This is a genomic window from Bradyrhizobium sp., assembly GCF_035484855.1.
GTDB lineage: Bacteria > Pseudomonadota > Alphaproteobacteria > Rhizobiales > Xanthobacteraceae > Bradyrhizobium.
Map to the genome: position 1 here is coordinate 14,109 of NZ_DATHOP010000208.1, position 22,527 is coordinate 36,635.

Sequence of the window (22,527 nt, forward strand, 5' to 3'; positions counted from 1 at the left end):
TGCGCTCCTCGATCTCGGCGAGGTCGAGCAAAATGTCAGGCATGGATCATCTCCTCGGCAACCACCCACTGCAAATATGGGGCTCCGGAGGGCGGCAACAAGGCAGTTTTTCGGTACCCCGGCAAGCAACTGCCCGTGCAGGGAAATTACTGCCGCAGCATGATCAGAGGATCGGCCGAGTCGGGCACCCGGCGCCATTGCGCGTTGTCGTCGGCCTCGAACTGCCAGACCTCGCCGCTCTCCGACATCAGGATCATCTGGCCGTGCTCGAGCCGCCATTGCGTCGGCGCAAAGGCGGCGACCCCGGGATCGCATTTCGGCTTCAGGAAGACCTGGAAATTATCCGGGCTGGCCTCGGTGTTGGTCAGGGTCAGGCCGCAGATCGCCTGGCCGTTGCCGCGGACCATCGCCCAGTCGCCGATCATTTGGTCCATCGATTTGGCGAGCGAGCGTGCCGCGGCGAGGTTCTGCAGGATGTAGATGCCCTCGCCCTGCCGCAGGCCTTCGAGGATGCCGCTCTCGACCTCGGTGAAATCGATCACCGATTCTCCGCCTGCATCCTGCAGCCGCACGATGTCCAGTCCCTTGATGCTCCAGGCGGTGATGTCCTTGGTGAACGGCAGCGCCGCGGCGCAGCCAGGCTCGAGCTCGAGCTTGAGTCCCTGCGGAGTGCTCTCGTTCTTCAATGTCACCACGCAGGTCTTGCTGCGCTCGGTGGTCGCCAGCTCCCACTGGCCGATCATGTTTTTCTTCAGGGTCGCGGCATCCTGCGCCAGGACCGGTCTGTCCCCGACCGCGAGCGCCAGCAGCGCCGCGAGAGCGATGCCACAACCGCGCGTCATCAGCGGCTCTTCAGCGGGGTTTCGGCGACCGGCGTCAGCGGCGGCTTGCCGGCAAACCAGGCTTTCAGATTGTCGACCACGAGCTGATCCATGGCGTTACGCGTTACCACCGAAGCCGAGCCAATATGTGGCAGCAGCACGACATTTTGCATGCTGCGCAATTCGTCCGGCACGGCCGGCTCCTTTTCGAACACGTCGAGACCGGCGGCCAGGATGGTTCCCGATTTCAGCGCCGCGATCAAAGCCTGCTCGTCGACCACGGAGCCGCGCGCCACGTTGATGATGACGCCGCGCGGGCCGAGCGCCTTCATGACGTCGGCATTGATCAGCTTCGCGGTCGCGGGTCCCCCGGGGATGATGACCACGAGGGTATCGACCGCCTTCGCCATCTCGATCAGATCCGGATAGTGCTTGTGCGACACGCCTTCGGCGGGCTTGCGCGAATGATAGACCACGGGCACGCGCGAGGCCTCCAGCCTTCGCGCGATCGCCTGGCCGATCCGGCCCATCCCGACCATGCCGACCTTGCGATCCCGCAGCGAGCCGACGCTCAGGGGAAAATTCTGCGTCATCCAGAGCCCGGAGCGCAAATAGCGGTCGGCCTTGACGAACTCGCGCAAGGTCGCGATCAAGAGCCCGAGCGCGATGTCGGCGACCTCCTCGGTCAGCACGTCGGGGGTGTTGGTGACGACGATGTTGTGCTGGCCGGCATAATTGGCATCGACGTGGTCGTAACCGACGCCGAAGGCTGCGACGATCTCGAGTTTCGGAAAGCGCGCCAGGGTGGCGGCATCGCCGCGCACCGAATTGTAGGTCACCGCGGCGCCGCGGATTTTTTCGGCGACGGAAGGCGTCAGCCGCTCGAGGTCGGGAATGGTCTCGAACTTGTGCAGCACGAACTGGTCGGAAAATCCGTTATCGACGATCGGCTTGCTCGGCCCATAGATCAGGAGGTCGATCTTCTCGGAGGAAATATTGCCGCCAACCATCAGTTTTCCTTTCCAAGCGCGCTCTCGTGCCAGCGCCGCAACGCGAGGTGCGAGGTTAGCGCGAGCAGCCCATAAATGACAATTCCGGCGGCGGAGAGCAACAGCAGCGCCGCGAACATCCGGGGAATGTTGAGGCGGTAGCCGGATTCGGCGATGCGATAGGCCAGCCCGGACCCGGCGCCCGCGGACCCCGCCGCGATTTCGGCGACCACCGCGCCGATCAGCGACAGGCCGCCGGCGATCCTCAAGCCGCCCAGGATGTAGGGCAGCGCGGACGGCAGCTTGAGAAGCACGAGTGTCTGCAGCCGCGAGGCGCCGTAAAGCCTAAACAGCCCGGCCAGATTGCGGTCGACCGAATTGAGCCCGAGCGTGGTGTTGGACAATACCGGGAAGAACGCGACGATCCAGGCGCAGACGATCACCGCCGTCTGCTGCGGCAGATAGATCAGAAGCAGGGGCGCGATCGCGATCACGGGGGTGACCTGCAGGATCACCGCATAGGGAAATAACGAGACTTCGAGCCACTTCGATTGATTGAACAACAGCGCCAGCGCGATGCCGCCGATGCCTGCTGCGACAAAGCCTTCGAGCGTGGTCGCAAGCGTGGTCATCAGCGATTGCGACAGCACCGGCCAATCGGCAATCAGCGTCTCGAACACCGCTGATGGCCCCGGCAGCACATAGGGCGGGATGTTGTTGACGCGTACCACCAGTTCCCACGCAGCAATGCCGACGGCCAGCACGGCAAGCGGCAACAGGATGCGAAGCGCGCGCGAGGCGAGGCCATCGGGCGTTGCCTGTTCGGCTGACGGAGGCGGCTGCAGGGCGCTCATGAGACCGCCTGCCCGGCATAGGACGGCGCCAGCGCGTTCGAAACCTCGCGGCAATAGCCGGCGTAAGCCGGAGAGGTTCGAAAATCCTCAGTCCGCGGCTCCGGCGCGTCGATGCGGATCTCGGCGGCGATGCGGCCGGGCCGCGCCGTCATCACCACGATCCGCTGCGACAGGTACACCGACTCGAATACCGAATGGGTGACAAAGATGACGGTCTTGCGCAAATTGCGCCACAGCGCGAGCAGGTCGTTGTTGAGCCGAAAGCGCGTGATTTCGTCCAGCGCCGCGAACGGCTCGTCCATCAGCAGAATGTCCGGATCGGTGACCAGTGCGCGCGCCAGGGATGCCCGCATCTTCATGCCGCCGGACAATTCCCGGGGGTATGCATCGGCGAAATCCGCGAGCCCCACTTGCGCCAGCGCCTCGGCGACGCGGGCATCGGCCTCGGCGGGGGAGGCATGCGCGATCCGGAGCGGCAGCCGCACATTCTCGCGCACGCTGGTCCACGGCATCAGCGTCGGTTCCTGGAACACGAAGCCGATCGAATGCGCCGCTTGCGCCTCACGGCTGCGATGCGCGACGCCGACCTCCCCGGAGCTCGGCGCGTTGAGGCCGGCGATCAGCCGCAGCGCCGTCGACTTGCCACACCCCGAGGGTCCCAGCAGTGAAATGAATTCGCCCTTGCGCACGTCGAGGTCGAGCGGCCCGAGCGCCGCGACGCCGTTGTCATAGACTTTTGTCACGCCGCGCAGGCGTACCGCTAGGCCAGCCGGACCGGCATCGATTTCGGACAAGGCTCCGGGCTCGGCCATCGCGCCGCTAATTCTTCGGCCGCAGGTCGAGGCCGACGCCCTTGTTGATGAAGCGAAGCGTATAGGCCTTGCGGAAGTCGATGTCGGGCTTCACCACGCCGGCCCGCACCATCTTGTCGAAGAAGCTCGCCTCGCGTTCGTCGCTCATGGCGCCGATGCCCTCGCGCAAGGTGTCGCCGGAATCGACGATGCCGTATTCCTTCATCTTGGCGAGCGAAAAGGCGAGCAGATCGTCGGTCATTTCGGGATTGAGTTTCTTGATCAGCGCATTGGCCGGCGCGTTGTCGCCATAGAGATAATTGTACCAGCCGATGATCGAGGCGTCGACGAAACGCTGCACCAGATCGGGCTTCTTGTCGATCAGCTCGCTGCGGGTTTCGATCAGGGTCGAATAGGTGTTGAAGCCGTAATCCGCCAGCAGGATGATGCCCGGCTTGAACTGGGCGGCCTTTTCGACCGCGTAGGGTTCCGAGGTGACATAGCCCTGCATCGCGCTCTGCGCCGTGGCGATGAACGGCTGCGGGTTGAAGGTGTAGGGACGGACATTTTTCTCGTTGAAGCCGTATTCGGATTTCAGCCACTGGAAATAGCCGGTGATGCCCTCCTTGGACACGAACAGCGTCAGCGGCTTGAGCTCTTCGAGTTTGGTGATCTTCGATTCCGGATGGGTCAGAAAAACCTGCGGGTCCTTCTGGAAGATGGCGGCGACGCTGACCACCGGCACCTTGTTGGCGACCGCGTCGAGCGACATCAGGGTGTTGGCGGCCATGAAGAAGTCGAGCTTGCCGGAGATCAACAGCATGCGGTTGTTGTCGTTGGGGCCGCCCGGCACGATGGTGACGTCGAGCCCGTATCTCTTGTAGGTGCCGTCGGCCACGGCCTGGAAGAACCCGCCATGTTCGGCCTCGGGCACCCAGTTGGTTCCGAACGAGACCTTGTCCAGCGTGGCTTGGGCGCGCGCGGGCGAAAGGGCCGCAAGGCAGGCCAGAAGACCCATCGTTAACGCTCGCGGCAAAATGGCCGGGTTCATGGTTGGACTCCGTCGATCGTTCTGGCCCATGATGGGGAGGCAGCGGGCGCAGACAGCGTCCTCTAGCCCATACAAACTAGCTTGCAAATCGCCCCAAAGAAACATTTCGCTCGATGACAGCTCCGTTTCCTCCCCGCGACTGGACCGCGATCCGCTGGCCCGAAATCGCCCCGACTGAGGCGGCGCGGTGGATCGCGGTGTTGCCGTTGGCGGCGACCGAACAGCACGGCCCGCATCTGGCTGTCGGCACCGACGTCATGATCGCCGAGGCCTATCTGGCGCGGGTGCGGGAGCTGTTGCCGGAAACCGTCCCGGCGACCTTCCTGCCGCTGCAGCCGGTCGGCATTTCCACCGAGCATATCGATTTTCCGGGCACGCTGACGCTGTCTGCGGAAGAAGCCTTGAAGAGCTGGCTGGCGCTCGGCGAGAGCGTGGCGCGGGCCGGCGTCCGAAAACTCGTGATGGTGACGAGCCATGGCGGCAACAGCGCGGCCATGACACTGGTGGCGCAGGAGCTGCGCGCGCGATGCGGGCTGCTCGCGGTGACGACGAGTTGGTCGCGCTTTGGCGCGCCGGATGGATTATTCTCAGGTGAGGAATTGCGTCACGGCATCCATGGCGGCGCGGTCGAGACCTCGATCATGCTGGCGCGGTACGCGCAGCATGTCCGCATCGACGCGATCGCCGATTTTCGCTCCAGCAGCATCGCGATGGAAAAGCAGTTTCGCTGGCTCTCCACGCAGCGGCCGGCGCCGTTCGCCTGGCAGGCGCAGGATCTGCATCCGAGCGGCGCCGTCGGCGATGCCACGCAGGCTTCCGCTGAGAAGGGCGAACGTTTGCTCGATCACGGCGCGCGCGCGTTTTGCGAATTGCTCGGCGAGGTCGATAACTTCGACGTGAAGAGGTTTTTTGGCAAACCCGATACTCCTTCTAAATGATTGTTTTATTTATCTAATATTGGATCGACCTGACCTCCGGCACGGGATTCGAACCGGAATCCAAAAGCCTCCGTCCAACTGGCATGCGGACCACAACGGATACCGCCCTCAACCGGATGGAGTTTTTCATGTCGATCAAGACCAGGATTGCCGCTGTCGCACTCGCAGCCCTCGCCGTCACCGGCAGCATCGCTTCCACCTCGACGCCTGCGGAAGCCCACGGCTTCGGCCTCGGCTGGGGCATCGGCGCCGGTATCGTCGGCGCCGCCGTGGTTGGCAGCGCGATCGCCGCCAGCAATGACGGCTACTACTACAACGGCTATCGCCGCTGCGGTTGGGTGCGCCAGTTCGACGCCTACGGCAACTACATGGGCCGCGTTCGCACCTGCTACTGATTGTTGCCTGACGCGTTTTCATTGCTCGAAAACGCATCTCATCGTGGATCCCGCGTTCGACACGGGCGCCTCATCCACCCCGTGTCGCACCCGACCCGCCCGGTCGTCCCCCCGGGCGGGTCAACTTTTTTCAAGCGCGCTGGCTAGCCAGGCATGAACATCAGCACGGCAGCGAGCCCCATCACCGCGGCGCCGATCCAGCCGAGGATCACGATCGGCCGGCTCGAGGTGAATGCGCCCATCACGGATTTGCTGGAGGCGAGCAGGACGATCACCACCATCAGGGGTACGGCGACAACGCCGTTGATCACCGCGCTCCAGAACAGGGCTTTCATGGGGCTGATCGGCGAATACTGGATGACCAATCCGGCCAGCAGGCTGACCGCGATCACGCCGTAGAAGCCCTGTGCCTTGATCGGCTTCCGCTCCAGGCCCGATTTCCAGCCCATGGCTTCGGCGAGCGCATAGGCGGCGGAGCCGGCGAGCACCGGCACGCCGATCAGGCCGACGCCGAGAATCCCCAGCGCGAACAGAATGAAGGCGAAATTGCCCGCCAGCGGCCGCAACGCGCCTGCGGCCTGTGCCGCGGTATTGATGTCGGTGATTCCCGCCGTATGAAGCGTGACGGCCGTGGCGAGGATGATGAAAAAAGCGGTGATATTGGAAAACAGCATCCCGCTCCAGGTGTCCCACTGGATGCGCCGGAGTTCGGCGGGCGCGGACGCCGGTTTATGCAGAAGCGCCGAACCTTTCCTGGCATGCATGTCCTCGACTTCTTCCGATGCCTGCCAAAAGAACAGATAGGGGCTGATGGTCGTTCCGAGAACGCCGACCACCATGGCGGCAGTGCCGGAATCAAATGTCAAGTTCGGCCAGACCGTCCGCAGCGCGACTTCACCCCAGGGGACATGGACCGTGAACAGCACGGCGACATAGGCAAACAGCGACAGCGTCAGCCATTTCAGGAAAAACACGTAGCGGTGATAGGGCACGAAGACCTGCAGCAGCAGCGTGAGCCCTACGAAGAACGCCGTCATCAGATGGCGATCGATGCCGCTGACGAGTTCTGCGACTTCCCCCATCGCGGCGACGTCGGCGGCAATGTTCAGCGTGTTGGCGATCAACAGCAGCAGGACGACGGCCTTGAGCACCACCGGCGGGAACGCGGTCTTGATATTGGCGGCCAGCCCCTTGCCGGTGACGCGCCCGATCTGCCCGCACATCGCCTGGATCGCGGCCATCAGCGGGTAGGCCAGCGGCATGGTCCAGAGCATGTTGAGGCCGAACTGGGCGCCGGCCTGCGAATAGGTGGCGATGCCGCTCGGATCGTCGTCCGCCACGCCGGTGATGAGCCCCGGACCGATCCGCGCCAGCGGATGCTTCTTCAGGCGCCCCCAAAACGATCGGAGCGCGTTCACGCGTCGGTATTTTCCTGCCGCCATCCCCAGACAACCGCACAGTGCTCCACCTGTTCCCCTCGGACGCACGGACAGCGCATGATCAACGACCGCAAGAGGGCACGGAATTCACGATCGGTGCAAGACCTCGACCGTCAGATGCGACAGCGACTTGAACCGGGCGAGCCGGGTCCGATAGTAGTCGGCATCGTGCGCCTTGCTGGTGACGACCGAAATGATCGCCCCGAGATGTCCCGGCCCGAGCCGCCACAGATGCAGGTCGGCGAGCGTATCCCCTTCCGTCTCGACCGCTTCGCGCAATTTGTCGGCCATGCCCTTGTCGGGATTCATGTCGAGCAGGATGGCGCCGGTGTCGCGGATCAGGCCGTAGGACCAGCTGGCGATGACGCCGGCGCCGATGATGCCGGCAAGCGGGTCCATCCAGAGCCAGCCGAAGGCGCGCGCCAGCAATAGGCCTGCGATCACCAGCACCGACACCGCGGCGTCGGCCATGACGTGGATCACGGCTGCCCGCATGTTGTTGTCACGGGCGGTCGAGCCGTGCGCGTGTTCGTGTTCCTCGAACCTCGCCGGATAGCTCTGCTCGTCGATCCGCACCGTCGCGGTGAAGGCGTGCGGTTCGGGGATCTCGTCGATGGATTCCAGGAAGCCGTCTCGAGCCCGCATCTCAAAAAGCTGCCGCGTTCCGTCGGGACGCATGGTTTCGATCGGCGATGCTTGCGCCAGCAGGGCGGAGCCGTCGGCGGCCCGTAGCCGGAAACGCGGCGGGACGCCGTCTTCAAAGATTTCGAGCACGACGATTCCATCGGAGGTCGCAATCTCATGCCGTTCATCATGGCCGTGGCCTTCATGCGCGTGGCCATGACTGTGGCCGTGGCCATGGCCGTGGTCATGATCCCCACCCCCGCTCAAGAGCCATGCGCTTGCGACATTCACCGCAAGGCCAAGGCAGGCGATCGGAATCGCCTCGGCAAAATGGATCGGCACGGGACTGAAAATGCGGGCGACGGATTCGTAGCCGATCAACAGCGCGATCATGGCCAGCACAATGGCGCTGGTGAAGCCGGCGAGATCGCCGAGCTTGCCGGTGCCGAAGGTAAAGGCGGGATTTTCGGCGTGCTTGCGGGCGTAGGTGTAGGCCAGCGCCGCCAGCAGCAGCGCGCCGGCATGCGTCGACATGTGCAAGCCGTCCGCCACCAGCGCGATCGAACCGAACAAAAGGCCGCCGACGATTTCGGCGATCATCATGGCCCCGCACAGCCAGATCACCGTCCAGGTCTTACGCTCGCTCCTCTCGTGGCCTTTGCCGAGAAAGACATGGCTGTGAAAAGCCGCCGCCGCGCCGTGGTTGGGCTCGATCATGAGCGTTCTCACTTCAGGTAGGTATGGACCACGTCGATCAGCTGGTCGGCGGCTTCCGCGTTCAGCGCCCCGGGGTTCTTCTGGGGATCGACCAGATGGGTGCGGATGTGATCCTCCACCACCTCGGCCATCAGGCTGGCGACGCCGCCGCGGATGCCGGCGATCATGTGCATGATGCGCTCGCATCCGGCTTCTTCGTTCAGGGCCCGCTCGATCGCCTCGACCTGGCCGCGAATCCGGCCGACGCGGGCGAGCAGCTTCTTCTTGTCTTTGATGGTATGTGACATATTGCCAATATAGGATACCCCCCTATCCTACGTCAACCCGAGGCCGGGGCGATCCGGCTTGGCGGAAGACCGTCCGGGATGCGCCTCACAAATACTTCGCGATCAGCTTGAAGTCGCGCAGCGCGGCGCGGCCTTTGGCGCCCGCCGTTTCGAACGATCGTTCGAGGCTGTGGCTGATGTGGTCGTGGATCAGCGCCTTCTTGGCGCTCTCGATCGCGCTCTCCACCGCCTGCAATTGCTGCGCGATCTGGGCGCAGGGGCGGTTACCTTCGATCATTTCAATGATGGTTTCGAGATGGCCGTTGGCGCGCTTCAGGCGCCGGGCAATTGCGGCATGCGGATGGTCCATATATTTCTCCTATCCTCCCGGGAGGATAACAGCCATCCTCCCGGCAGGATACGGAAAAATAACTTGACACCTTGAAGCGTCGGGCATACTTGCCGAATGCTGCCGCGAACGCTTGCGTTCAAGGCGGCCCTTTCAACCCTGATGAAGAGCCCATGGGCAGTACCACCTTTGGCAACGTCACCCCGGCGATGACCGGGCAAGCGCTGCCGCAAGACATCAAGATCAATCGCGCCGGCTTTCGCCGCGTGAGTGGTATGGTCGCGCCCAGCTGACCATTTCGCTCACCGGCCAGCCGCACAATGCGGACATGGAGGTGAGCGATGTTCGAGACGCTCGCGAAATCCGGACTTGTCGACTTCCGATTTGCAGGATTGCGGCGCCGCGTGGCCGCCTTCTCCAGCCATTCCCATTCCAATGACAACCTTCCGGGTTTTCGCCGCCCGAAGGGCCGGCGCCGGATTCCAACCCCGGCACTGGCCTGTCATTGGATCGTTCGCAACGGCCGGCTCGAATGCCGCTGGCAGGCCGATGGCGATTTGCCGAAACCAGCCCTGGCAATGGAGGCGTGATCGGGCCAGCGCCGCATTTCACATAACCGTCTTCGAACTGTCTTACTCAGGAACGCGATGGCTGCAGCGGTGCGGGCATGGTTAGCCCGTCGCCGCCGGCGAAAGCGCCAGTAAGAGGAACAGGAATTTCGTCGTGAACGGATCGATCGATCAGGCCGCCATCAGCCTCGCCATGGCCACCATCATGGGCGCATGCATCGGATTCGAACGCCAATGGCGTCAGCGGATGGCCGGCTTGCGCACCAATACGCTGGTCGCGATCGGCGCGGCGAGTTTTGTGATCTTCTCCGGTCTGATTCCAGGGGAGGACAGTCCGACACGCGTGGCGGCGCAGGTGGTCTCCGGCATCGGCTTTCTCGGCGCCGGCATCATCTTCCGCGAGGGGATGCAGGTCTCGGGCCTCAATACCGCGGCCACCTTGTGGTGCTCGGCGGCGGTCGGGCTATTGGCCGGCAGCGGCCATCCGCTGCACGCGGCGCTGGCCACGGGCTTTGTCGTCCTCGTCAATCTGATCCTGCGGCCGCTGGTCCGGGTCATCAACCGGCAGCCGATCGCGCAGACCGAGACCGATTTTCACTATCGGGTCCGCGTGGTCTGCCGCAGCCCGGAGGAGGCCCATGTCCGCGCGCTGCTGCTGCAAAGCGCCGGCAGCGGCCAGCTCAGCCTGCGGCAGCTCGACAGCACCGACCTCGAGGACAGCGGCCGCGTCGAGGTCACGGCCCAGCTGACATCTCCGTCGAAGAACGACGCCATTCTCGAGCAGGCCGTCGGCCGCCTCAGCCTCGAGCCGACGGTTTCCGCCGCCAGTTGGAGTGTCGAGACCGGGCTGGAATAGTAGCTGTCAACAGGGCAGTCTTGCTATATGCGAATGAGTCGCAATAATGCTTGGAAATGAATGTCACCTTCGTTTGATCTAACGTCGGTTGGGGTAGTGGGGCGCGTGATGAAGGCGATCTGCAGGATCGGGGGCGGCATCGGCATCGCGCTATCGGCGTGGTCTGCCGCGAGCGCTGCCGATTTACCGGTGAAGGCGCCGGTACCCGCCGCTGTCTTCAACTGGACCGGCTTCTACATCGGCGGCCATTTCGGATATGCGACCGGCAACACCAACTGGAACGCGACCGAGGCGGGCGCCGCCATCCCGACCCTCAACGGCTCCATCGATCTCTTCAACTCCTACGATGCGTTCAAGGGCACCGGGAGCTATTTCGCCGGACTGCAGGCCGGCTACAATTACATGCTGAATTCGCGATTGCTGGTCGGGTTCGAGGCCGATGCCTCGGCCCCGAACACCATCGCCGGGACGCAGATCTTCTCGTCGCCGCTGGTCGGGCAGGCGAGCTACAACGATACCGTCCTGGAATTCGGCACGGCAAGGGGCCGGATCGGTTACACCTTCGGCCGTTGGCTGGTCTATGGCACCGGGGGCGTCGCCTGGGCCTACGACAAGCTGACACGCACGCAACTGGCGGGAATGCCGGCGGGTGGCACCGCGACGGTCGGCACGACCGAGGCGCAGTTGCTGTGGCGATGGGGTTGGGCCGCGGGCGCCGGAGTGGAAGTGCCGATCGCGCCGAACTGGAGCGCCAAACTCGAATATCTGGCGACCGATTTCAGCGGCAGGCCGAAACCCTTTCTCGCATCGGCACAGACGTTCAACTCCGACCTCGAGATGCAGAGCTTCCGGCTCGGCCTCAACTACCAGCTTGGCGCCGATCCCTTGAAAAGCGACGTATTCGTCAAGGGCGTGCCGGCGCTGGACACCAGCAATTTCGCCGTGCATGGACAGGCCACGCTGGTGACGCAATATGCGGCGCCTTTTCGCGCCCCCTATGCCGGGCAGAACAGCCTCGCCTCGGATTCCGGGAGGGAGACTTTCGACCTCGATGTGTATCTGGGTTTTCGCCCCTGGAAGGGAGCGGAGATCTGGATCAACCCGGAGATCGATCAGGGTTTCGGCCTGAGCGGGACGTTCGGCGTCGCCGGATTTCCAAGCGCCGAGGCCTACAAGGTCGGCGAGGCCTATCCCTATGCGCGGGTGCCGCGCGCATTCCTCCGGCAAACCATCGACCTCGGCGGCGATGTTCAGAAGGTCGACGCCGGCCTCACCCAGTTTGCCGGGACCCAGACCGCGGACCGGCTGGTGATCACGGTCGGCAAGTTCAGCGTCGTCGATATCTTCGACCAAAACAAATATGCCCATGATCCGCGCGGCGATTTCCTGAACTGGACCCTGGTCAATACCGGGGCCTTCGACTACGCCGCAGACGCCTGGGCCTTCACCTATGGCGGCGCCGTCGAATGGTACACCGGTCAATGGACATTCCGCGGCGGCGTGTTCGATGGCCCGGTGGTCCCGAACAGTACCGATCTGGACCCGACCTTCGGGCAGTTTCAAATGGTCGGCGAAATCGAACGCCGCTACTCGCTGTGGGATCAGCCCGGCAAGATCGCAGTAACAGGCTATCTGACGCGCGCGCGGCTGGGGAATTTTGCCGACGCGGTCGCGCTTGCCGCGCAGACCGGCGCCGCACCGGACCTCTCATTGGTGCGGACCTACACCAGCAAGACCGGCATCACGGCCAATCTGGAGCAACAGATCATGCCCGGTGTCGGCCTGTTTGCGCGCGCGGGATACACGCCCGGCCAGCTCGAGGCCTACGCATTCACCGATGTCGACGCAACCGCCGCCGCCGGCGCCTCGCTGTCAGGCTCGCTCTGGGGGCGAACCGGCGATACGCTTGGGCTTGCCGGCGTCGTCAATACCATCTCCAAGGAGCATCAGGCCTATCTTGCCGCCGGCGGATTGACCGCCTTGATCGGAGACGGAATGCTGCCGCATCCTGGCCCGGAGAAAATCCTGGAGGCCTATTACCAGATCCCGATCCAGGCCTGGCAGCTCACGTTCGACTATCAGTTCATCACCAACCCCGCCTATAACCGGGACCGCGGACCGGTGTCGGTGATCGCCTCGCGCATCCACACGCAGTTCTGACCGGCGAGTTCTCAACAAGGCGCCGCTGATGCCGCTTCGAGATATTCCGTGGCTGAGATTCGGGCGGAGCGCGCTGGCGATCCTGTCTTTGTTCGCGACGACGAACCAGCCGAGCGCAGCGCACGCCGGCGAATGCCCGACATCGGCGTCGGAAATCGCGACCGACCGGCCGGACGTGACAAATTCGAGCCTCGTGGTCCCGGTCGGCAGCCTGCAGAATGAGAATGGAATCAACACGACCGGGCGGGACTTCGAAAAGACCTTCGACGGCACCAACAGCAGGTGGAGGCTGGGGATCGCGCCGTGCCTCGAAATCCTGGTCGACCTGCCAAATTACACGGGCAAGCTGCAGGGCGACGCCAATAGCGGCTTCGGCAATTTGGTGCCGGCCGTGAAATGGCAGTTGAACTCGCTTCCCGAGCAGTGGAACCTGTCGGTGACCGCCGGCGCCGGATTGCCCACGGGTTCTGTCAAGATAACGGGCCCCGGCCTGCAGCCCTATCTGCAATTCCCATGGTCGCACGAACTTGGCGGCGGCTGGGGCACCAGCGGCATGGTCACGTCATTCTTCTTTCCTGCCGACCCATCGAACCAGCAGACCACCGAGGCAACCTTCGTGCTGGAAAAGAAGATGACCGAGCGGACCTCCCTGTTCGTCGAATATGTCGGGGACTATCCCAGCCGCGGCGCCAGCATGAGCCTCTTCAACAGCGGCGGGGAATATTTGCTGACAAAAACCCAGCAGGTCGATTTTCACATCGGCTTCGGCCTCAACCGAAACTCTCCCACCTACATCTTCGGCGTCGGATATTCTTTTCGACTTGACGGCCTGTTTCGTGTATCGGCGCGCTGAGACAGGTCTTTGCTGTCTGTCTTGCGGGGACACAACCGGACATGCCAATCTTGAGAGAGTTGTGGTCCCCTGCATGATATTCGTTGTCACACCGCTGTCGCGCCGGTCTGAATAGAAGAAATCCATCCGATTCGGTCAGACCAGCGGTCGTCAGCCCGATCGAATATCTCCCTGCCCCCGTATCAGAGACGACCTCATGACGCTTCAGGAAATTCTCTCGCCGCGATTGGGGCAGGCGCTGCGGCCCAACATCTGGGACGCGGTGGCGCTGATTCTGGTGGTCGGCGCCATGGTCCTGATCGTCTATGGCGGCGAGCAGACCACGCTGCCGCTGTCGGCGCTCGACGTCGCGCCTGTCACGCTCGATCCTTCGAACCTGCCCCTCTATGCGTTGCGCACCACGATGCGGATGCTGCTCGCCATCGCCTGCTCGATCGTGTTCACCTTCGTCTACGCGGCGCTGGCGGCGAAAAGCCGGCGCGCCGAGATGGTGCTGATCCCGCTGCTCGACATCCTGCAGTCGGTGCCGATTCTCGGCTTCCTCACCTTCACCGTGGTGTTCTTTCTCAACCTGTTCCCCGGCAGCGTGTTCGGCGCCGAGCTGGCCTGCGTGTTCGCGATCTTCACCAGCCAGGCCTGGAACATGACCTTCAGCATGTACCAGTCGATCCGCAACGTGCCGAAGGATCTGGAGGAGGCCTCGCAGAGCTTCCATCTCAGCGGCTGGCAGCGCTTCTGGCGGCTCGACGTGCCGTTCGCGATGCCGGGCCTGATCTGGAACACCATGATGTCGATGTCGGGCGGCTGGTTCTTCGTGGTGGCCTCCGAATCGATCACCGTCGGCAAGACCACGGTGACGCTGCCCGGGATCGGCTCCTATGTCGCGCTCGCCATCGAAAAGCAGAACCTGCCCGCGATCGGCTACGCCATCCTGACCATGCTGCTGGTGATCATCGCCTATGACCAGCTGATGTTTCGCCCCGTGGTGGCCTGGGCCGACAAGTTCCGCTTCGAGCAGACCGCCTCCGGCACCGCGCCGACCTCCTGGATGCTCGATCTGTTCCGGCGGACACGGGCGCTGCGCGCCCTGACGCTGCCATTCGCCGCGCTGAACCGGACGTTCTCAAATTTCAAGATATCGCTGCCGGCGGCGTTGCGGATGCGGGCGCAGGGCGGGCCACCGTCACGAATCGTCGACGCGATCTGGCTTCTGATCATTGCCGTCAGCACCTGCTATGCCGGCTGGAGGGCCTATCAATATCTCTCGGCCACCTTGACCCCGTCGGATATCCTCATCGCCTTCGGCCACGGCTTCGCCACGCTGTTGCGCGTCATCGTGCTGATCGCGCTGGCGTCGCTAATCTGGGTGCCGATCGGGGTCTGGATCGGGCTGCGGCCGAAACTCGCCGAGCGGGTGCAGCCGCTGGCGCAGTTCTTGGCGGCGTTTCCCGCCAACCTCGCCTTCCCGGTATTCGTGGTGATCATCGTGCGCTACAGCCTCGATCCGAACATCTGGCTTTCGCCGCTGATGATCCTGGGCACCCAGTGGTACATCCTGTTCAACGTCATCGCGGGCGCCAGCGCCTTTCCGACCGATTTGCGCGAGGCCGCCGGCAGCTTTCATCTCGGCGGCTGGCGCTGGTGGATCAAGGTGATCCTGCCCGGCATCTTCCCCTATTACGTCACCGGCGCCATCACCGCCTCCGGCGGATCGTGGAACGCCTCGATCGTTGCAGAAGTCGCAAGCTGGGGCGATACCCACCTGACGGCGACGGGGTTGGGCGCCTATATTGCCGAAGCGACGGAGGCCGGTGACTTCCCTCGCGTCGTGCTCGGCATCGCCATCATGTGTATCCTGGTGACGCTGTTCAACCGGCTGCTCTGGAGGCCGCTCTATGCCTTCGGCGAACGCCGCCTTCGCCTCGGCTGATCCCGGAGGGAAAACCCATGCTCGACATTGCCAAGCCAACCAACCTGCTCGAAATCCGCGGCGTCTGCCGGTCGTTCCCGAAAGGCAGCGGCGAGGAGCTTCTGGTCCTGGAAAAGGTCGACCTGACGATCCATGCCGGCGAAATCGTCGGCCTGCTCGGCCGCTCCGGATCGGGCAAGTCGACGCTGTTGCGTATCATCGCCGGGCTGATCACGCCGTCCTCGGGCAACGCCAAATGCCGCGGCGAGACCATTGTGGGGCCGCCGAACGGCGTCTCCATGGTGTTCCAGTCGTTCGCGCTGTTTCCCTGGCTGACGGTGCTGCAGAACGTCGAACTCGGACTGGAGGCACTCGGGATCGATGCCGCCGAGCGCCGCAAGCGGGCGCTGGCGGCGATCGACCTGATCGGGCTCGACGGCTTCGAGTCCGCCTACCCCAAGGAATTGTCGGGCGGCATGCGCCAGCGCGTCGGCTTCGCCCGCGCGCTGGTGGTGCATCCGGACCTGTTGCTGATGGACGAGCCGTTCTCGGCGCTCGACGTCTTGACCGCCGAGACGCTGCGCACCGACCTGGTCGATCTCTGGATCGAAGGCCGTCTGCCGATCAAGTCGGTGCTGATGGTGACGCACAATATCGAGGAGGCGGTTCTGATGTGCGACCGCATCCTGGTGTTCTCGTCCAATCCGGGCCGCGTCGCCGCCGAGATCAAGGTCGACCTGCCGCATCCGCGCAACCGGCTCGATCCGACCTTCCGGCAGCTGGTCGACAGCATCTATGCCCGCATGACGCAGCGCGCGGAGCCGAGAAGCCCGACGGTCGAGGGCATTCACGGCACCGGCGTCGGCATGATCCTGCAGCACGTCTCCTCCAACGTGCTGTCCGGCCTGATCGAGACGCTGGCGGCGCCGCCCTATAATGGGCGCGCCGATTTGCCGGTGCTCGCCGGCCAGCTGCAGCTCGAAGCCGACGAGATCTTCCACCTCGGCGAATCCCTGCAATTGTTGCGCTTCGCCCAATTGAGCGAGGGCGACCTGGTGCTGACCGAGGCCGGCCAGCGCTTCGCCCATTTGGAGACCGACGCGCGCAAGAAATTGTTTGCCGAACATCTGATCAACTATGTGCCCGTCATGGGCCTGATCCGCCGTGTGCTGGACGAGCGTCCCTCGCACACCGCGCCCGCCGCGCGCTTCCGCAACGAGCTCGAGGATTACATGGCGGAAGACCAGGCCGACGAGACGCTGAAGACCATCGTGTCATGGGCGCGCTACGCCGAGCTGTTCGCCTACGACGAACAGTCGGAACTGTTCAGCCTGGAGAACCCGCATTGAATTCGCATTGAATTCGTAGGGTGGGTTGAGCCCTTCGCGAAACCCACCATCTTCTTCGCGATTGATGGGTATCGCTATGGAGGCTGGGCATGCCCAGCCTCTGACGCTCCACCCATCCTGCCGTCTGCACCGGGACGACGATGGAGCAGAGTCATCACCCCGCCGGCTGGAACGACTCCGGCCGCGCCATCGCCCAGGCTTCGCGGAAGCGGGGATCGCTGGTGCCGTCGATCAATTCGCCCGGACGCAGCGACGGATAGAGTCTTGCAAAGGTCTGCACGTCGGTGGTCGAACTGCGCTGCGAGAAATGGATCGGCCGCAGCTGCTGCGGATGTTCGAGCCCGGCGGCGGCGAGCAGTTCGGCCAGCGCATGCAGCGTGGCGTGGTGATAATTGTAGACCCGCTCGACCTTGTGCGGCACCACCAGTGCGCGCTGGCGGGTCGGGTCCTGCGTGGTGACGCCGGTCGGGCAGCGGTCGGTGTGGCAGGACAGCGACTGAATGCAGCCGAGCGCGAACATGAAGCCGCGCGCCGAATTGCACCAGTCGGCGCCGATCGCCATCGCGCGCGCCATGTCGAAGGCCGTGGCGATCTTGCCGGCGGCGCCGATCCGGATGCGATCGCGCGCGTTGATACCGATCAGCGCGTTGTGCACGAAACTGACGCCTTCGCGCATCGGCATGCCCAGATGGTCCATGAATTCGAGCGGCGCCGCGCCGGTGCCGCCTTCATTGCCGTCGACCACGATGAAATCGGGATAGATTCCGGTCTGCAGCATCGCCTTGCAGATCGCCAGGAATTCCCAGGGATGGCCGATGCAGAGCTTGAATCCGGCGGGCTTGCCGCCGGACAGCCGCCGCATCTCGGCGATGAAGGCCATCATCTCCAGCGGCGTCGAAAACGCACCGTGGCAGGCCGGCGAGATGCAGTCCTCGCCCATCGCGACGCCCCTGATCCTGGAGATCTCCTCGGAAACCTTGGCCGCCGGCAGCACGCCGCCGTGACCGGGCTTGGCGCCCTGGCTGACCTTGAGTTCGACCATCTTGATCTGGTCGGAGGCTGCGACGCGGGCGAATTCCTCCGGGTTGAATGAGCCGTCGCGGTTGCGGCAGCCGAAATAGCCGGAACCAACTTCCCAGATGATGTCGCCGCCGTTCTCCTGATGGTAGGGGCTGAAGCCGCCCTCGCCGGTGTCATGCGCGAAGCCGCCCTTCTTGGCGCCGGCATTGAGCGCGCGCACCGCGTTGGGACTGAGCGCGCCAAAGCTCATCGCCGAAATATTGAAGACCGACGCCGAATACGGTTTCGCGCAATCGGGGCCGCCGATGGTGATGCGGAATTTCTCGCCGGAATGGACCTTCGGCGCGACCGAATGGTGCATCCATTCATAGCCCTCGCGATAGACGTCTTCCTGGGTGCCGAACGGGCGCTTGTCGAGCACCATCTTGGCGCGCTGGTAGACCAGCGCGCGGGTGTCACGCGAGAACGGCATGCCGTCCTTCTCGCTCTCGAAGAAATACTGCCGCATCTCCGGCCTGATCTCTTCCAGCAGGAAGCGCATATGCGCGGCGATCGGATAGTTGCGCAAAACCGCATGGCTCTTCTGCGTGAGATCGCGAATCCCGAGCAGCGTCAGCGCGCCGAAGATCAGCATCGGGATCAGCACCAGGTCGAATGCCTTGTGATCGACCAGCCCGATGCCGAGCAGCAGCGCCGTGACGACGGCGCAAATCGTGAGAACGATGAAGCGTGGCGAAAACGGAAGCATCAACGTTTCCATGACATCCCTCCGGCAGATTCCGCCGTATTTTTGCTCTTCAGCCGCAATCGGATGCGGCCATCACACCACTGCAGTACCACGATATCCGACCCTGAGGTCGCTGATATGACACCCCTGACGCTAGCGAATTCCGGGACTGCGAATCAATCCGTTTCACGGCATCGGCATTTCGCCCGACGCGCGGATTATTGCGCTGCAACGTAGCCTGATCGGCTCCTCCACGGCTCAGTGGTTGTGCGGCCGCATCTCGTCTGGAATTCCGGTTTGTTCAAGGCCATTTTGCGCTAGCCATGCATCGGTGGAGCGGATCGCGCGCTCGATGTGATCGGCGGTTCGCGAGAAGTCGTAGGGTGAACCCACCAGCGGGCAGAGCGGCGGCACCACATAGTATTCGATATCGGGGGCGAGGTCTTCCAGCTCGCTCACCAACTGCCGCGCGATCAGCAGCGTCAGCGCGTGCAGCACGTTGGCCACCGCGCCGACCGGCGGGGCATTGGTGGCGCAGGCATAGCCGGTCGGCAGGATGATCAGGCGACGCGCGCCCATCTTGACCGCGACCTTGATCGGCGTGTTGGAAGAGATCGCGCCGTCGGCGAGGTAGAAATCCTTGTAGCGGACGGGCGCGAAGGCCCCGGGGATCGCGGTCGAAGCGATGATCGCCTGCGCCGCCGAGCCCTCCGACAGCACCACGGCTTCACCGGTCACGATATCGGTGGTGACGATGTGCACCGGAAGCCTGGCGTCCTGCAGGTCGCGATAGGGCAGATGATCGTCGATCAGCTTGGCGATGCCGTCATGCGGAATCAGGAAGTCGCGGCGCCAGAGAAATCCGGCCAGCGTCCGCCAGGTGATCGGGAATACGTCGTGCCGCGTCAGGCCGCGCCAGATGGTTTCCAGCTGCAGCACGCCCTTCAGCGTGGGATCGCCGGCAAAATAGGCGCCGTTGAGCGCGCCGACGCTGGATCCCACCACCATATCGGCGGATACGCCATGGGCGGCGAGCGAGTGCATCATCCCGACCTGAATGGCGCCAAAACTGCCGCCGCCCGCGAGTACAAGGGCCGTCCTGGCGGGGCCGGCATGGTCAGAAAGGGACAAAGTCGCGTTCGCTCCCGCACTCGCCCCGTTGGCGATGGGCCACGCGGCGTTCGGAGAGGTTTATAGCAGCCGATGCGCGGGAAGCACTATCAACATTGGTTGTGGGATCCGTCATTCCGGGACGGTCCGAAGGACCAGACCCGGAATCTCGAGATTCCGGGTTCATCGCTGCGCGATGCCCCGGAATGACGATGACGCATCACCGCTCCACGAACGCCTTCTCGATCACGAAATGGCCGGGCTCGCTGTTGGAGCCCTCGGCAAAACCCCGTGCCTCGAACATCGCCCGCAGCTCTTCGAGCATGGCCGGGCTGCCGCACATCATGATGCGGTCGGTCGCGATGTCGAGCGGCTCCTGGCCGATGTCGTCGAACAATTGCGCTGAGGTGATCAGGTCGGTGATGCGGCCGCGGTTGCGGAACGGCTCACGGGTGACGGTCGGATAATACTGAAGCTTTCCGGCCAGCAATTCGCCGAACAGCTCATCGTCGCGCAGCTTCGCCACCAACTCCTCGCCATAGGCGAGCTCGGATACCTGGCGGCAGCCGTGCACGAGCACGATGCTCTCGAACCGCTCGTAGACGTCCGGATCCTTGATCAGGCTCGCGAACGGCGCGAGCCCGGTGCCGGTCGACAGCAGCAGCAGGCGGTTTCCCGGAATCAGATTGTCGGCGACCAGCGTTCCCGTCGCCTTGCGCCCGACCAGGATGGTGTCGCCCTCCCTGATCTTCTGCAGCCGCGAGGTCAGGGGACCATCGGCGACCTTGATCGAGAAGAATTCCAGCTCGTCCTCGTGATTGGCGCTTGCCATCGAGTAGGCGCGCAGCAACGGGCGGCCGTCGACCTCCAGCCCGATCATGGCGAATTGCCCATTCTGGAATCGGAAGGCTGAATTGCGGGTGGCCCGGAAGCTGAAAAGCGTATCGGTCCAGTGCCGGACGGAAACAACTTTCTCTCGATGGAATGCGCTCATGTGTTTTATTTTTCCGATTTGCCGCACCGTAGAACGAACGGTTTCGTGGCCTCCGACTGAGGCGAAAACCCCTGCCGCGATTGAGGATTTGACGCTTCACCTACGCCACTTCGTCAGATAGTCAACACGCGCTGACGCGCAATTGAGGCGTCAAAACTGCATTGAAATTATTTTGCAAGGATGGTCGCGCGGAGCGCAATTAACTTGCCCAAATGGCGGATAAGGCAGCAGTAAATTGCCGCGCCGGACGGTGCCGGACTATGTTCCGATGCGTCTTTAAGGATATATCAAGGCAAACTCCAAACGGCCGCGGCGGCAATGCCGGTGGCCGGCGACAAGCTGACGGGATGGTAATGCTCAACAGCCGGCGAATATTCGTGGATGCGGTGAAAAAATACTGCGTCCGTCATGGCATCGCCATCGAGCTGCGGTCCGAAGGCTGGCTCATCGTCATGCATCGCGGGCCGAGGCGGCATTTCGCTTTCGGCTACGACATCGGATTGAACAGCGCGATCGCGCATCGGATCGCCAACGACAAGGCGGCGACCGCGGAAGTGCTGGAGATTTCCGGCATTGCCTGCATTCCCCACGCCCTGTTCCTGAACCCAAGGCTGAACGAGTTCGTCGCGGCGCGGGGATCGTGGGAAGCCATGCTTCGTCTTTTGGAGCGGCATCCCTCAGGGATCGTCGTCAAACCGAATGAGGGGACCACCGGCAAATCGGTCTTCATGGTGTCGACCAAGCCGGCGCTCGAACTCGCGGTAAACCGGGTGCTTGCCTCGAATGCGAGTGTCTCCATCTCGCCTTACGTCAATATCGAACGGGAGGTCCGGGTGGTCCTTCTCGATCATCTCCCTGTCGTCGTCTACGACAAGGACCGCCCTTCGGTCACCGGCGACGGCAAACGATCCCTGCTCGAGCTCGCGCTCGCAGCGACGCCGGTTGAACAGCGATCAGCGGTCTTGCCCGGCATGGTCGGCGATCTCGATCGAGCCGACCTCGACGCGATCCTGCCGCTTGGCCAGCGACGCGTCCTGAATTGGCGCCATAACCTCGATTCCGGCGCGCGCCCGATCCTGCTGGAGCAGGGAGAAATCCGTGACGCCTGCGTCAAGATTGCAATCGAGGCCGCGAAGGCCATCGATATAAGGTTCGGATCGATCGACGTCGTCCAGGTCGATGGCGGCTTACAGATTCTCGAAATAAATTCCGGAGTCATGATGGAATCGCTGAACCGATTTCATCCCGATCTGGTCGACGATGCCTACAGCGCCGCCCTCGACAAGGTGTTTCATGAAGCCCGTTAACGGCTCGTTAACCATACTGGCCCGATGTTTCCGCGTATCAGAGCGTTTTCGGGCGAAGTGAAGACCGGTTCGCGTCAAGAAAACGCGTCAAACGAGAATCCGGAGCATCGCATGACCGACCTCACATCCGTGACTTCGTCCGCGGCAGCCTTCGTCTCGCAGCAGACCACGGCGCTGACCAAGGCCGCCGGCTCGGCGACGACGAGCTTTGCCGCGACGCTATCCAAGGTCCAGACCACCATCGTCGGCCGGCCCAAGACAGGTTTCACGGCCGGCCCGACTTACGAGGCCGGCACCTTGACCGGCCAGACCAAGGCCGCCTTCAACAACACGATCAACGCAACGAAATCGGTGTTCGGCATCAAGCCGTGAAAACATGGCCTCGAGATCGGGCCATCTGAAAATAATTCCTCCGTCATGGCCGGGCTTCGTCCCGGCC

At 63.4% G+C, this 22,527-nt stretch carries 22 protein-coding genes; 10 read left to right on the forward strand and 12 right to left on the reverse strand.

Annotation, left to right across the window (positions count from 1 at the left end; genetic code table 11):
- Nucleotides 1-146 precede the first annotated feature (146 nt).
- Genes VK804_RS23770 through VK804_RS23790 form a run of 5 tightly spaced genes read right to left on the reverse strand, consistent with a single transcriptional unit; the run spans nucleotide 147 to nucleotide 4,506 of the window.
- Entirely contained in the window at nucleotides 147-842 is a 696-nt protein-coding gene (locus tag VK804_RS23770; protein WP_325374770.1) for an AprI/Inh family metalloprotease inhibitor, read from the reverse strand.
- Complete coding sequence (locus VK804_RS23775) at nucleotides 842-1,831, reverse strand: 2-hydroxyacid dehydrogenase (RefSeq protein WP_325374772.1); 990 nt, start codon at nucleotides 1,829-1,831, stop codon at nucleotides 842-844. The genes VK804_RS23770 and VK804_RS23775 overlap by 1 nt, the downstream gene beginning before the upstream one ends.
- Complete coding sequence (locus VK804_RS23780; RefSeq protein ID WP_325374774.1) at nucleotides 1,831-2,664, reverse strand: ABC transporter permease; 834 nt, start codon at nucleotides 2,662-2,664, stop codon at nucleotides 1,831-1,833. Before VK804_RS23780 ends, VK804_RS23775 begins: the two co-directional genes overlap by 1 nt.
- Complete coding sequence (locus VK804_RS23785) at nucleotides 2,661-3,476, reverse strand: ABC transporter ATP-binding protein (protein ID WP_325374776.1); 816 nt, start codon at nucleotides 3,474-3,476, stop codon at nucleotides 2,661-2,663. The genes VK804_RS23780 and VK804_RS23785 overlap by 4 nt, the downstream gene beginning before the upstream one ends.
- Before the next feature lie 7 nt (nucleotides 3,477-3,483).
- Nucleotides 3,484-4,506: an ABC transporter substrate-binding protein gene (locus VK804_RS23790; RefSeq protein ID WP_325374777.1), complete on the reverse strand. Its 1,023-nt coding sequence runs from the start codon at nucleotides 4,504-4,506 to the stop codon at nucleotides 3,484-3,486.
- 113 nt (nucleotides 4,507-4,619) lie between these two features.
- Here VK804_RS23790 and VK804_RS23795 point away from each other — a divergent pair, with 113 nt between their 5' ends.
- Together VK804_RS23795 and VK804_RS23800 are read left to right on the forward strand one after the other, a co-directional pair.
- The gene (locus VK804_RS23795; protein WP_325374779.1) at nucleotides 4,620-5,444 is read left to right on the forward strand and encodes a creatininase family protein; all 825 of its coding nucleotides are present in this window, start codon (nucleotides 4,620-4,622) and stop codon (nucleotides 5,442-5,444) included.
- A 128-nt stretch (nucleotides 5,445-5,572) separates the two neighbouring features.
- On the forward strand, nucleotides 5,573-5,839 hold the full coding sequence (locus tag VK804_RS23800; RefSeq protein ID WP_325374781.1) for a hypothetical protein: 267 nt from the start codon (nucleotides 5,573-5,575) through the stop codon (nucleotides 5,837-5,839).
- Nucleotides 5,840-5,982: 143 nt separating this feature from the next.
- On the opposite strand, the gene VK804_RS23805 is transcribed toward VK804_RS23800, so the two are convergent.
- The 4 genes from VK804_RS23805 to VK804_RS23820 form a co-directional block, all read right to left on the reverse strand.
- Nucleotides 5,983-7,257, reverse strand: coding sequence for a divalent metal cation transporter (locus VK804_RS23805; RefSeq protein ID WP_325374783.1), 1,275 nt, complete (start codon nucleotides 7,255-7,257; stop codon nucleotides 5,983-5,985).
- A gap of 108 nt (nucleotides 7,258-7,365) precedes the next feature.
- Nucleotides 7,366-8,619, reverse strand: a complete 1,254-nt coding sequence (dmeF, locus tag VK804_RS23810) for a CDF family Co(II)/Ni(II) efflux transporter DmeF (protein ID WP_325374785.1) — start codon at nucleotides 8,617-8,619, stop codon at nucleotides 7,366-7,368.
- 8 nt (nucleotides 8,620-8,627) lie between these two features.
- Nucleotides 8,628-8,906: a metal/formaldehyde-sensitive transcriptional repressor gene (locus VK804_RS23815; RefSeq protein ID WP_325374787.1), complete on the reverse strand. Its 279-nt coding sequence runs from the start codon at nucleotides 8,904-8,906 to the stop codon at nucleotides 8,628-8,630.
- Between the two features lie 85 nt (nucleotides 8,907-8,991).
- Nucleotides 8,992-9,255 (reverse strand): metal-sensing transcriptional repressor, encoded by a 264-nt coding sequence (locus tag VK804_RS23820; RefSeq protein ID WP_325374789.1) that lies wholly within the window; start codon nucleotides 9,253-9,255, stop codon nucleotides 8,992-8,994.
- 320 nt (nucleotides 9,256-9,575) lie between these two features.
- Between VK804_RS23820 and VK804_RS23825 the strand changes: the two genes are divergently transcribed.
- From VK804_RS23825 to VK804_RS23850, 6 genes are all read left to right on the forward strand, one after another.
- On the forward strand, nucleotides 9,576-9,824 hold the full coding sequence (locus VK804_RS23825; protein ID WP_325374791.1) for a hypothetical protein: 249 nt from the start codon (nucleotides 9,576-9,578) through the stop codon (nucleotides 9,822-9,824).
- A gap of 172 nt (nucleotides 9,825-9,996) precedes the next feature.
- The gene (locus VK804_RS23830) at nucleotides 9,997-10,659 is read left to right on the forward strand and encodes an MgtC/SapB family protein (protein WP_325374830.1); all 663 of its coding nucleotides are present in this window, start codon (nucleotides 9,997-9,999) and stop codon (nucleotides 10,657-10,659) included.
- A gap of 108 nt (nucleotides 10,660-10,767) precedes the next feature.
- Nucleotides 10,768-12,819 (forward strand): carbohydrate porin, encoded by a 2,052-nt coding sequence (locus VK804_RS23835; protein ID WP_325374793.1) that lies wholly within the window; start codon nucleotides 10,768-10,770, stop codon nucleotides 12,817-12,819.
- Between the two features lie 28 nt (nucleotides 12,820-12,847).
- Nucleotides 12,848-13,672, forward strand: a complete 825-nt coding sequence (locus tag VK804_RS23840) for a transporter (protein ID WP_325374795.1) — start codon at nucleotides 12,848-12,850, stop codon at nucleotides 13,670-13,672.
- 196 nt (nucleotides 13,673-13,868) lie between these two features.
- Nucleotides 13,869-15,602: an ABC transporter permease subunit gene (locus tag VK804_RS23845; protein WP_325374798.1), complete on the forward strand. Its 1,734-nt coding sequence runs from the start codon at nucleotides 13,869-13,871 to the stop codon at nucleotides 15,600-15,602.
- A 17-nt stretch (nucleotides 15,603-15,619) separates the two neighbouring features.
- Nucleotides 15,620-16,930 (forward strand): nitrate/sulfonate/bicarbonate ABC transporter ATP-binding protein, encoded by a 1,311-nt coding sequence (locus VK804_RS23850; protein WP_325374800.1) that lies wholly within the window; start codon nucleotides 15,620-15,622, stop codon nucleotides 16,928-16,930.
- Between the two features lie 154 nt (nucleotides 16,931-17,084).
- Here VK804_RS23850 and VK804_RS23855 read toward each other — a convergent pair whose 3' ends face one another.
- The 3 genes from VK804_RS23855 to VK804_RS23865 form a co-directional block, all read right to left on the reverse strand.
- Nucleotides 17,085-18,710, reverse strand: coding sequence for an FMN-binding glutamate synthase family protein (locus VK804_RS23855; protein ID WP_325374802.1), 1,626 nt, complete (start codon nucleotides 18,708-18,710; stop codon nucleotides 17,085-17,087).
- 225 nt (nucleotides 18,711-18,935) lie between these two features.
- The gene (locus VK804_RS23860) at nucleotides 18,936-19,808 is read right to left on the reverse strand and encodes a patatin-like phospholipase family protein (RefSeq protein ID WP_325374804.1); all 873 of its coding nucleotides are present in this window, start codon (nucleotides 19,806-19,808) and stop codon (nucleotides 18,936-18,938) included.
- Between the two features lie 199 nt (nucleotides 19,809-20,007).
- Nucleotides 20,008-20,781, reverse strand: coding sequence for a ferredoxin--NADP reductase (locus VK804_RS23865; protein ID WP_325374806.1), 774 nt, complete (start codon nucleotides 20,779-20,781; stop codon nucleotides 20,008-20,010).
- Between the two features lie 377 nt (nucleotides 20,782-21,158).
- Between VK804_RS23865 and VK804_RS23870 the strand changes: the two genes are divergently transcribed.
- Together VK804_RS23870 and VK804_RS23875 are read left to right on the forward strand one after the other, a co-directional pair.
- Nucleotides 21,159-22,088 (forward strand): RimK-like protein, encoded by a 930-nt coding sequence (locus tag VK804_RS23870; RefSeq protein WP_325374808.1) that lies wholly within the window; start codon nucleotides 21,159-21,161, stop codon nucleotides 22,086-22,088.
- A gap of 111 nt (nucleotides 22,089-22,199) precedes the next feature.
- Nucleotides 22,200-22,460 (forward strand): hypothetical protein, encoded by a 261-nt coding sequence (locus VK804_RS23875; RefSeq protein ID WP_325374810.1) that lies wholly within the window; start codon nucleotides 22,200-22,202, stop codon nucleotides 22,458-22,460.
- The last annotated feature ends 67 nt before the right edge of the window (nucleotides 22,461-22,527 follow it).

Coding starts and splice junctions, on each gene's coding strand:
- VK804_RS23800 (WP_325374781.1), top strand. CDS start 5,573: ATGTCGATCAAGACCAGGATTGCCGCTGTCGCACTCGCAGCCCTCGCC.
- VK804_RS23835 (WP_325374793.1), top strand. CDS start 10,768: ATGAAGGCGATCTGCAGGATCGGGGGCGGCATCGGCATCGCGCTATCG.
- VK804_RS23815 (WP_325374787.1), bottom strand. CDS start 8,906: ATGTCACATACCATCAAAGACAAGAAGAAGCTGCTCGCCCGCGTCGGC.
- VK804_RS23830 (WP_325374830.1), top strand. CDS start 9,997: ATGGCCACCATCATGGGCGCATGCATCGGATTCGAACGCCAATGGCGT.
- VK804_RS23855 (WP_325374802.1), bottom strand. CDS start 18,710: ATGGAAACGTTGATGCTTCCGTTTTCGCCACGCTTCATCGTTCTCACG.
- VK804_RS23825 (WP_325374791.1), top strand. CDS start 9,576: ATGTTCGAGACGCTCGCGAAATCCGGACTTGTCGACTTCCGATTTGCA.
- VK804_RS23840 (WP_325374795.1), top strand. CDS start 12,848: ATGCCGCTTCGAGATATTCCGTGGCTGAGATTCGGGCGGAGCGCGCTG.
- VK804_RS23820 (WP_325374789.1), bottom strand. CDS start 9,255: ATGGACCATCCGCATGCCGCAATTGCCCGGCGCCTGAAGCGCGCCAAC.
- VK804_RS23875 (WP_325374810.1), top strand. CDS start 22,200: ATGACCGACCTCACATCCGTGACTTCGTCCGCGGCAGCCTTCGTCTCG.
- VK804_RS23850 (WP_325374800.1), top strand. CDS start 15,620: ATGCTCGACATTGCCAAGCCAACCAACCTGCTCGAAATCCGCGGCGTC.
- VK804_RS23790 (WP_325374777.1), bottom strand. CDS start 4,506: ATGAACCCGGCCATTTTGCCGCGAGCGTTAACGATGGGTCTTCTGGCC.
- VK804_RS23865 (WP_325374806.1), bottom strand. CDS start 20,781: ATGAGCGCATTCCATCGAGAGAAAGTTGTTTCCGTCCGGCACTGGACC.
- VK804_RS23780 (WP_325374774.1), bottom strand. CDS start 2,664: ATGAGCGCCCTGCAGCCGCCTCCGTCAGCCGAACAGGCAACGCCCGAT.
- dmeF (WP_325374785.1), bottom strand. CDS start 8,619: ATGATCGAGCCCAACCACGGCGCGGCGGCGGCTTTTCACAGCCATGTC.
- VK804_RS23770 (WP_325374770.1), bottom strand. CDS start 842: ATGACGCGCGGTTGTGGCATCGCTCTCGCGGCGCTGCTGGCGCTCGCG.
- VK804_RS23785 (WP_325374776.1), bottom strand. CDS start 3,476: ATGGCCGAGCCCGGAGCCTTGTCCGAAATCGATGCCGGTCCGGCTGGC.
- VK804_RS23775 (WP_325374772.1), bottom strand. CDS start 1,831: ATGGTTGGCGGCAATATTTCCTCCGAGAAGATCGACCTCCTGATCTAT.
- VK804_RS23795 (WP_325374779.1), top strand. CDS start 4,620: ATGACAGCTCCGTTTCCTCCCCGCGACTGGACCGCGATCCGCTGGCCC.
- VK804_RS23845 (WP_325374798.1), top strand. CDS start 13,869: ATGACGCTTCAGGAAATTCTCTCGCCGCGATTGGGGCAGGCGCTGCGG.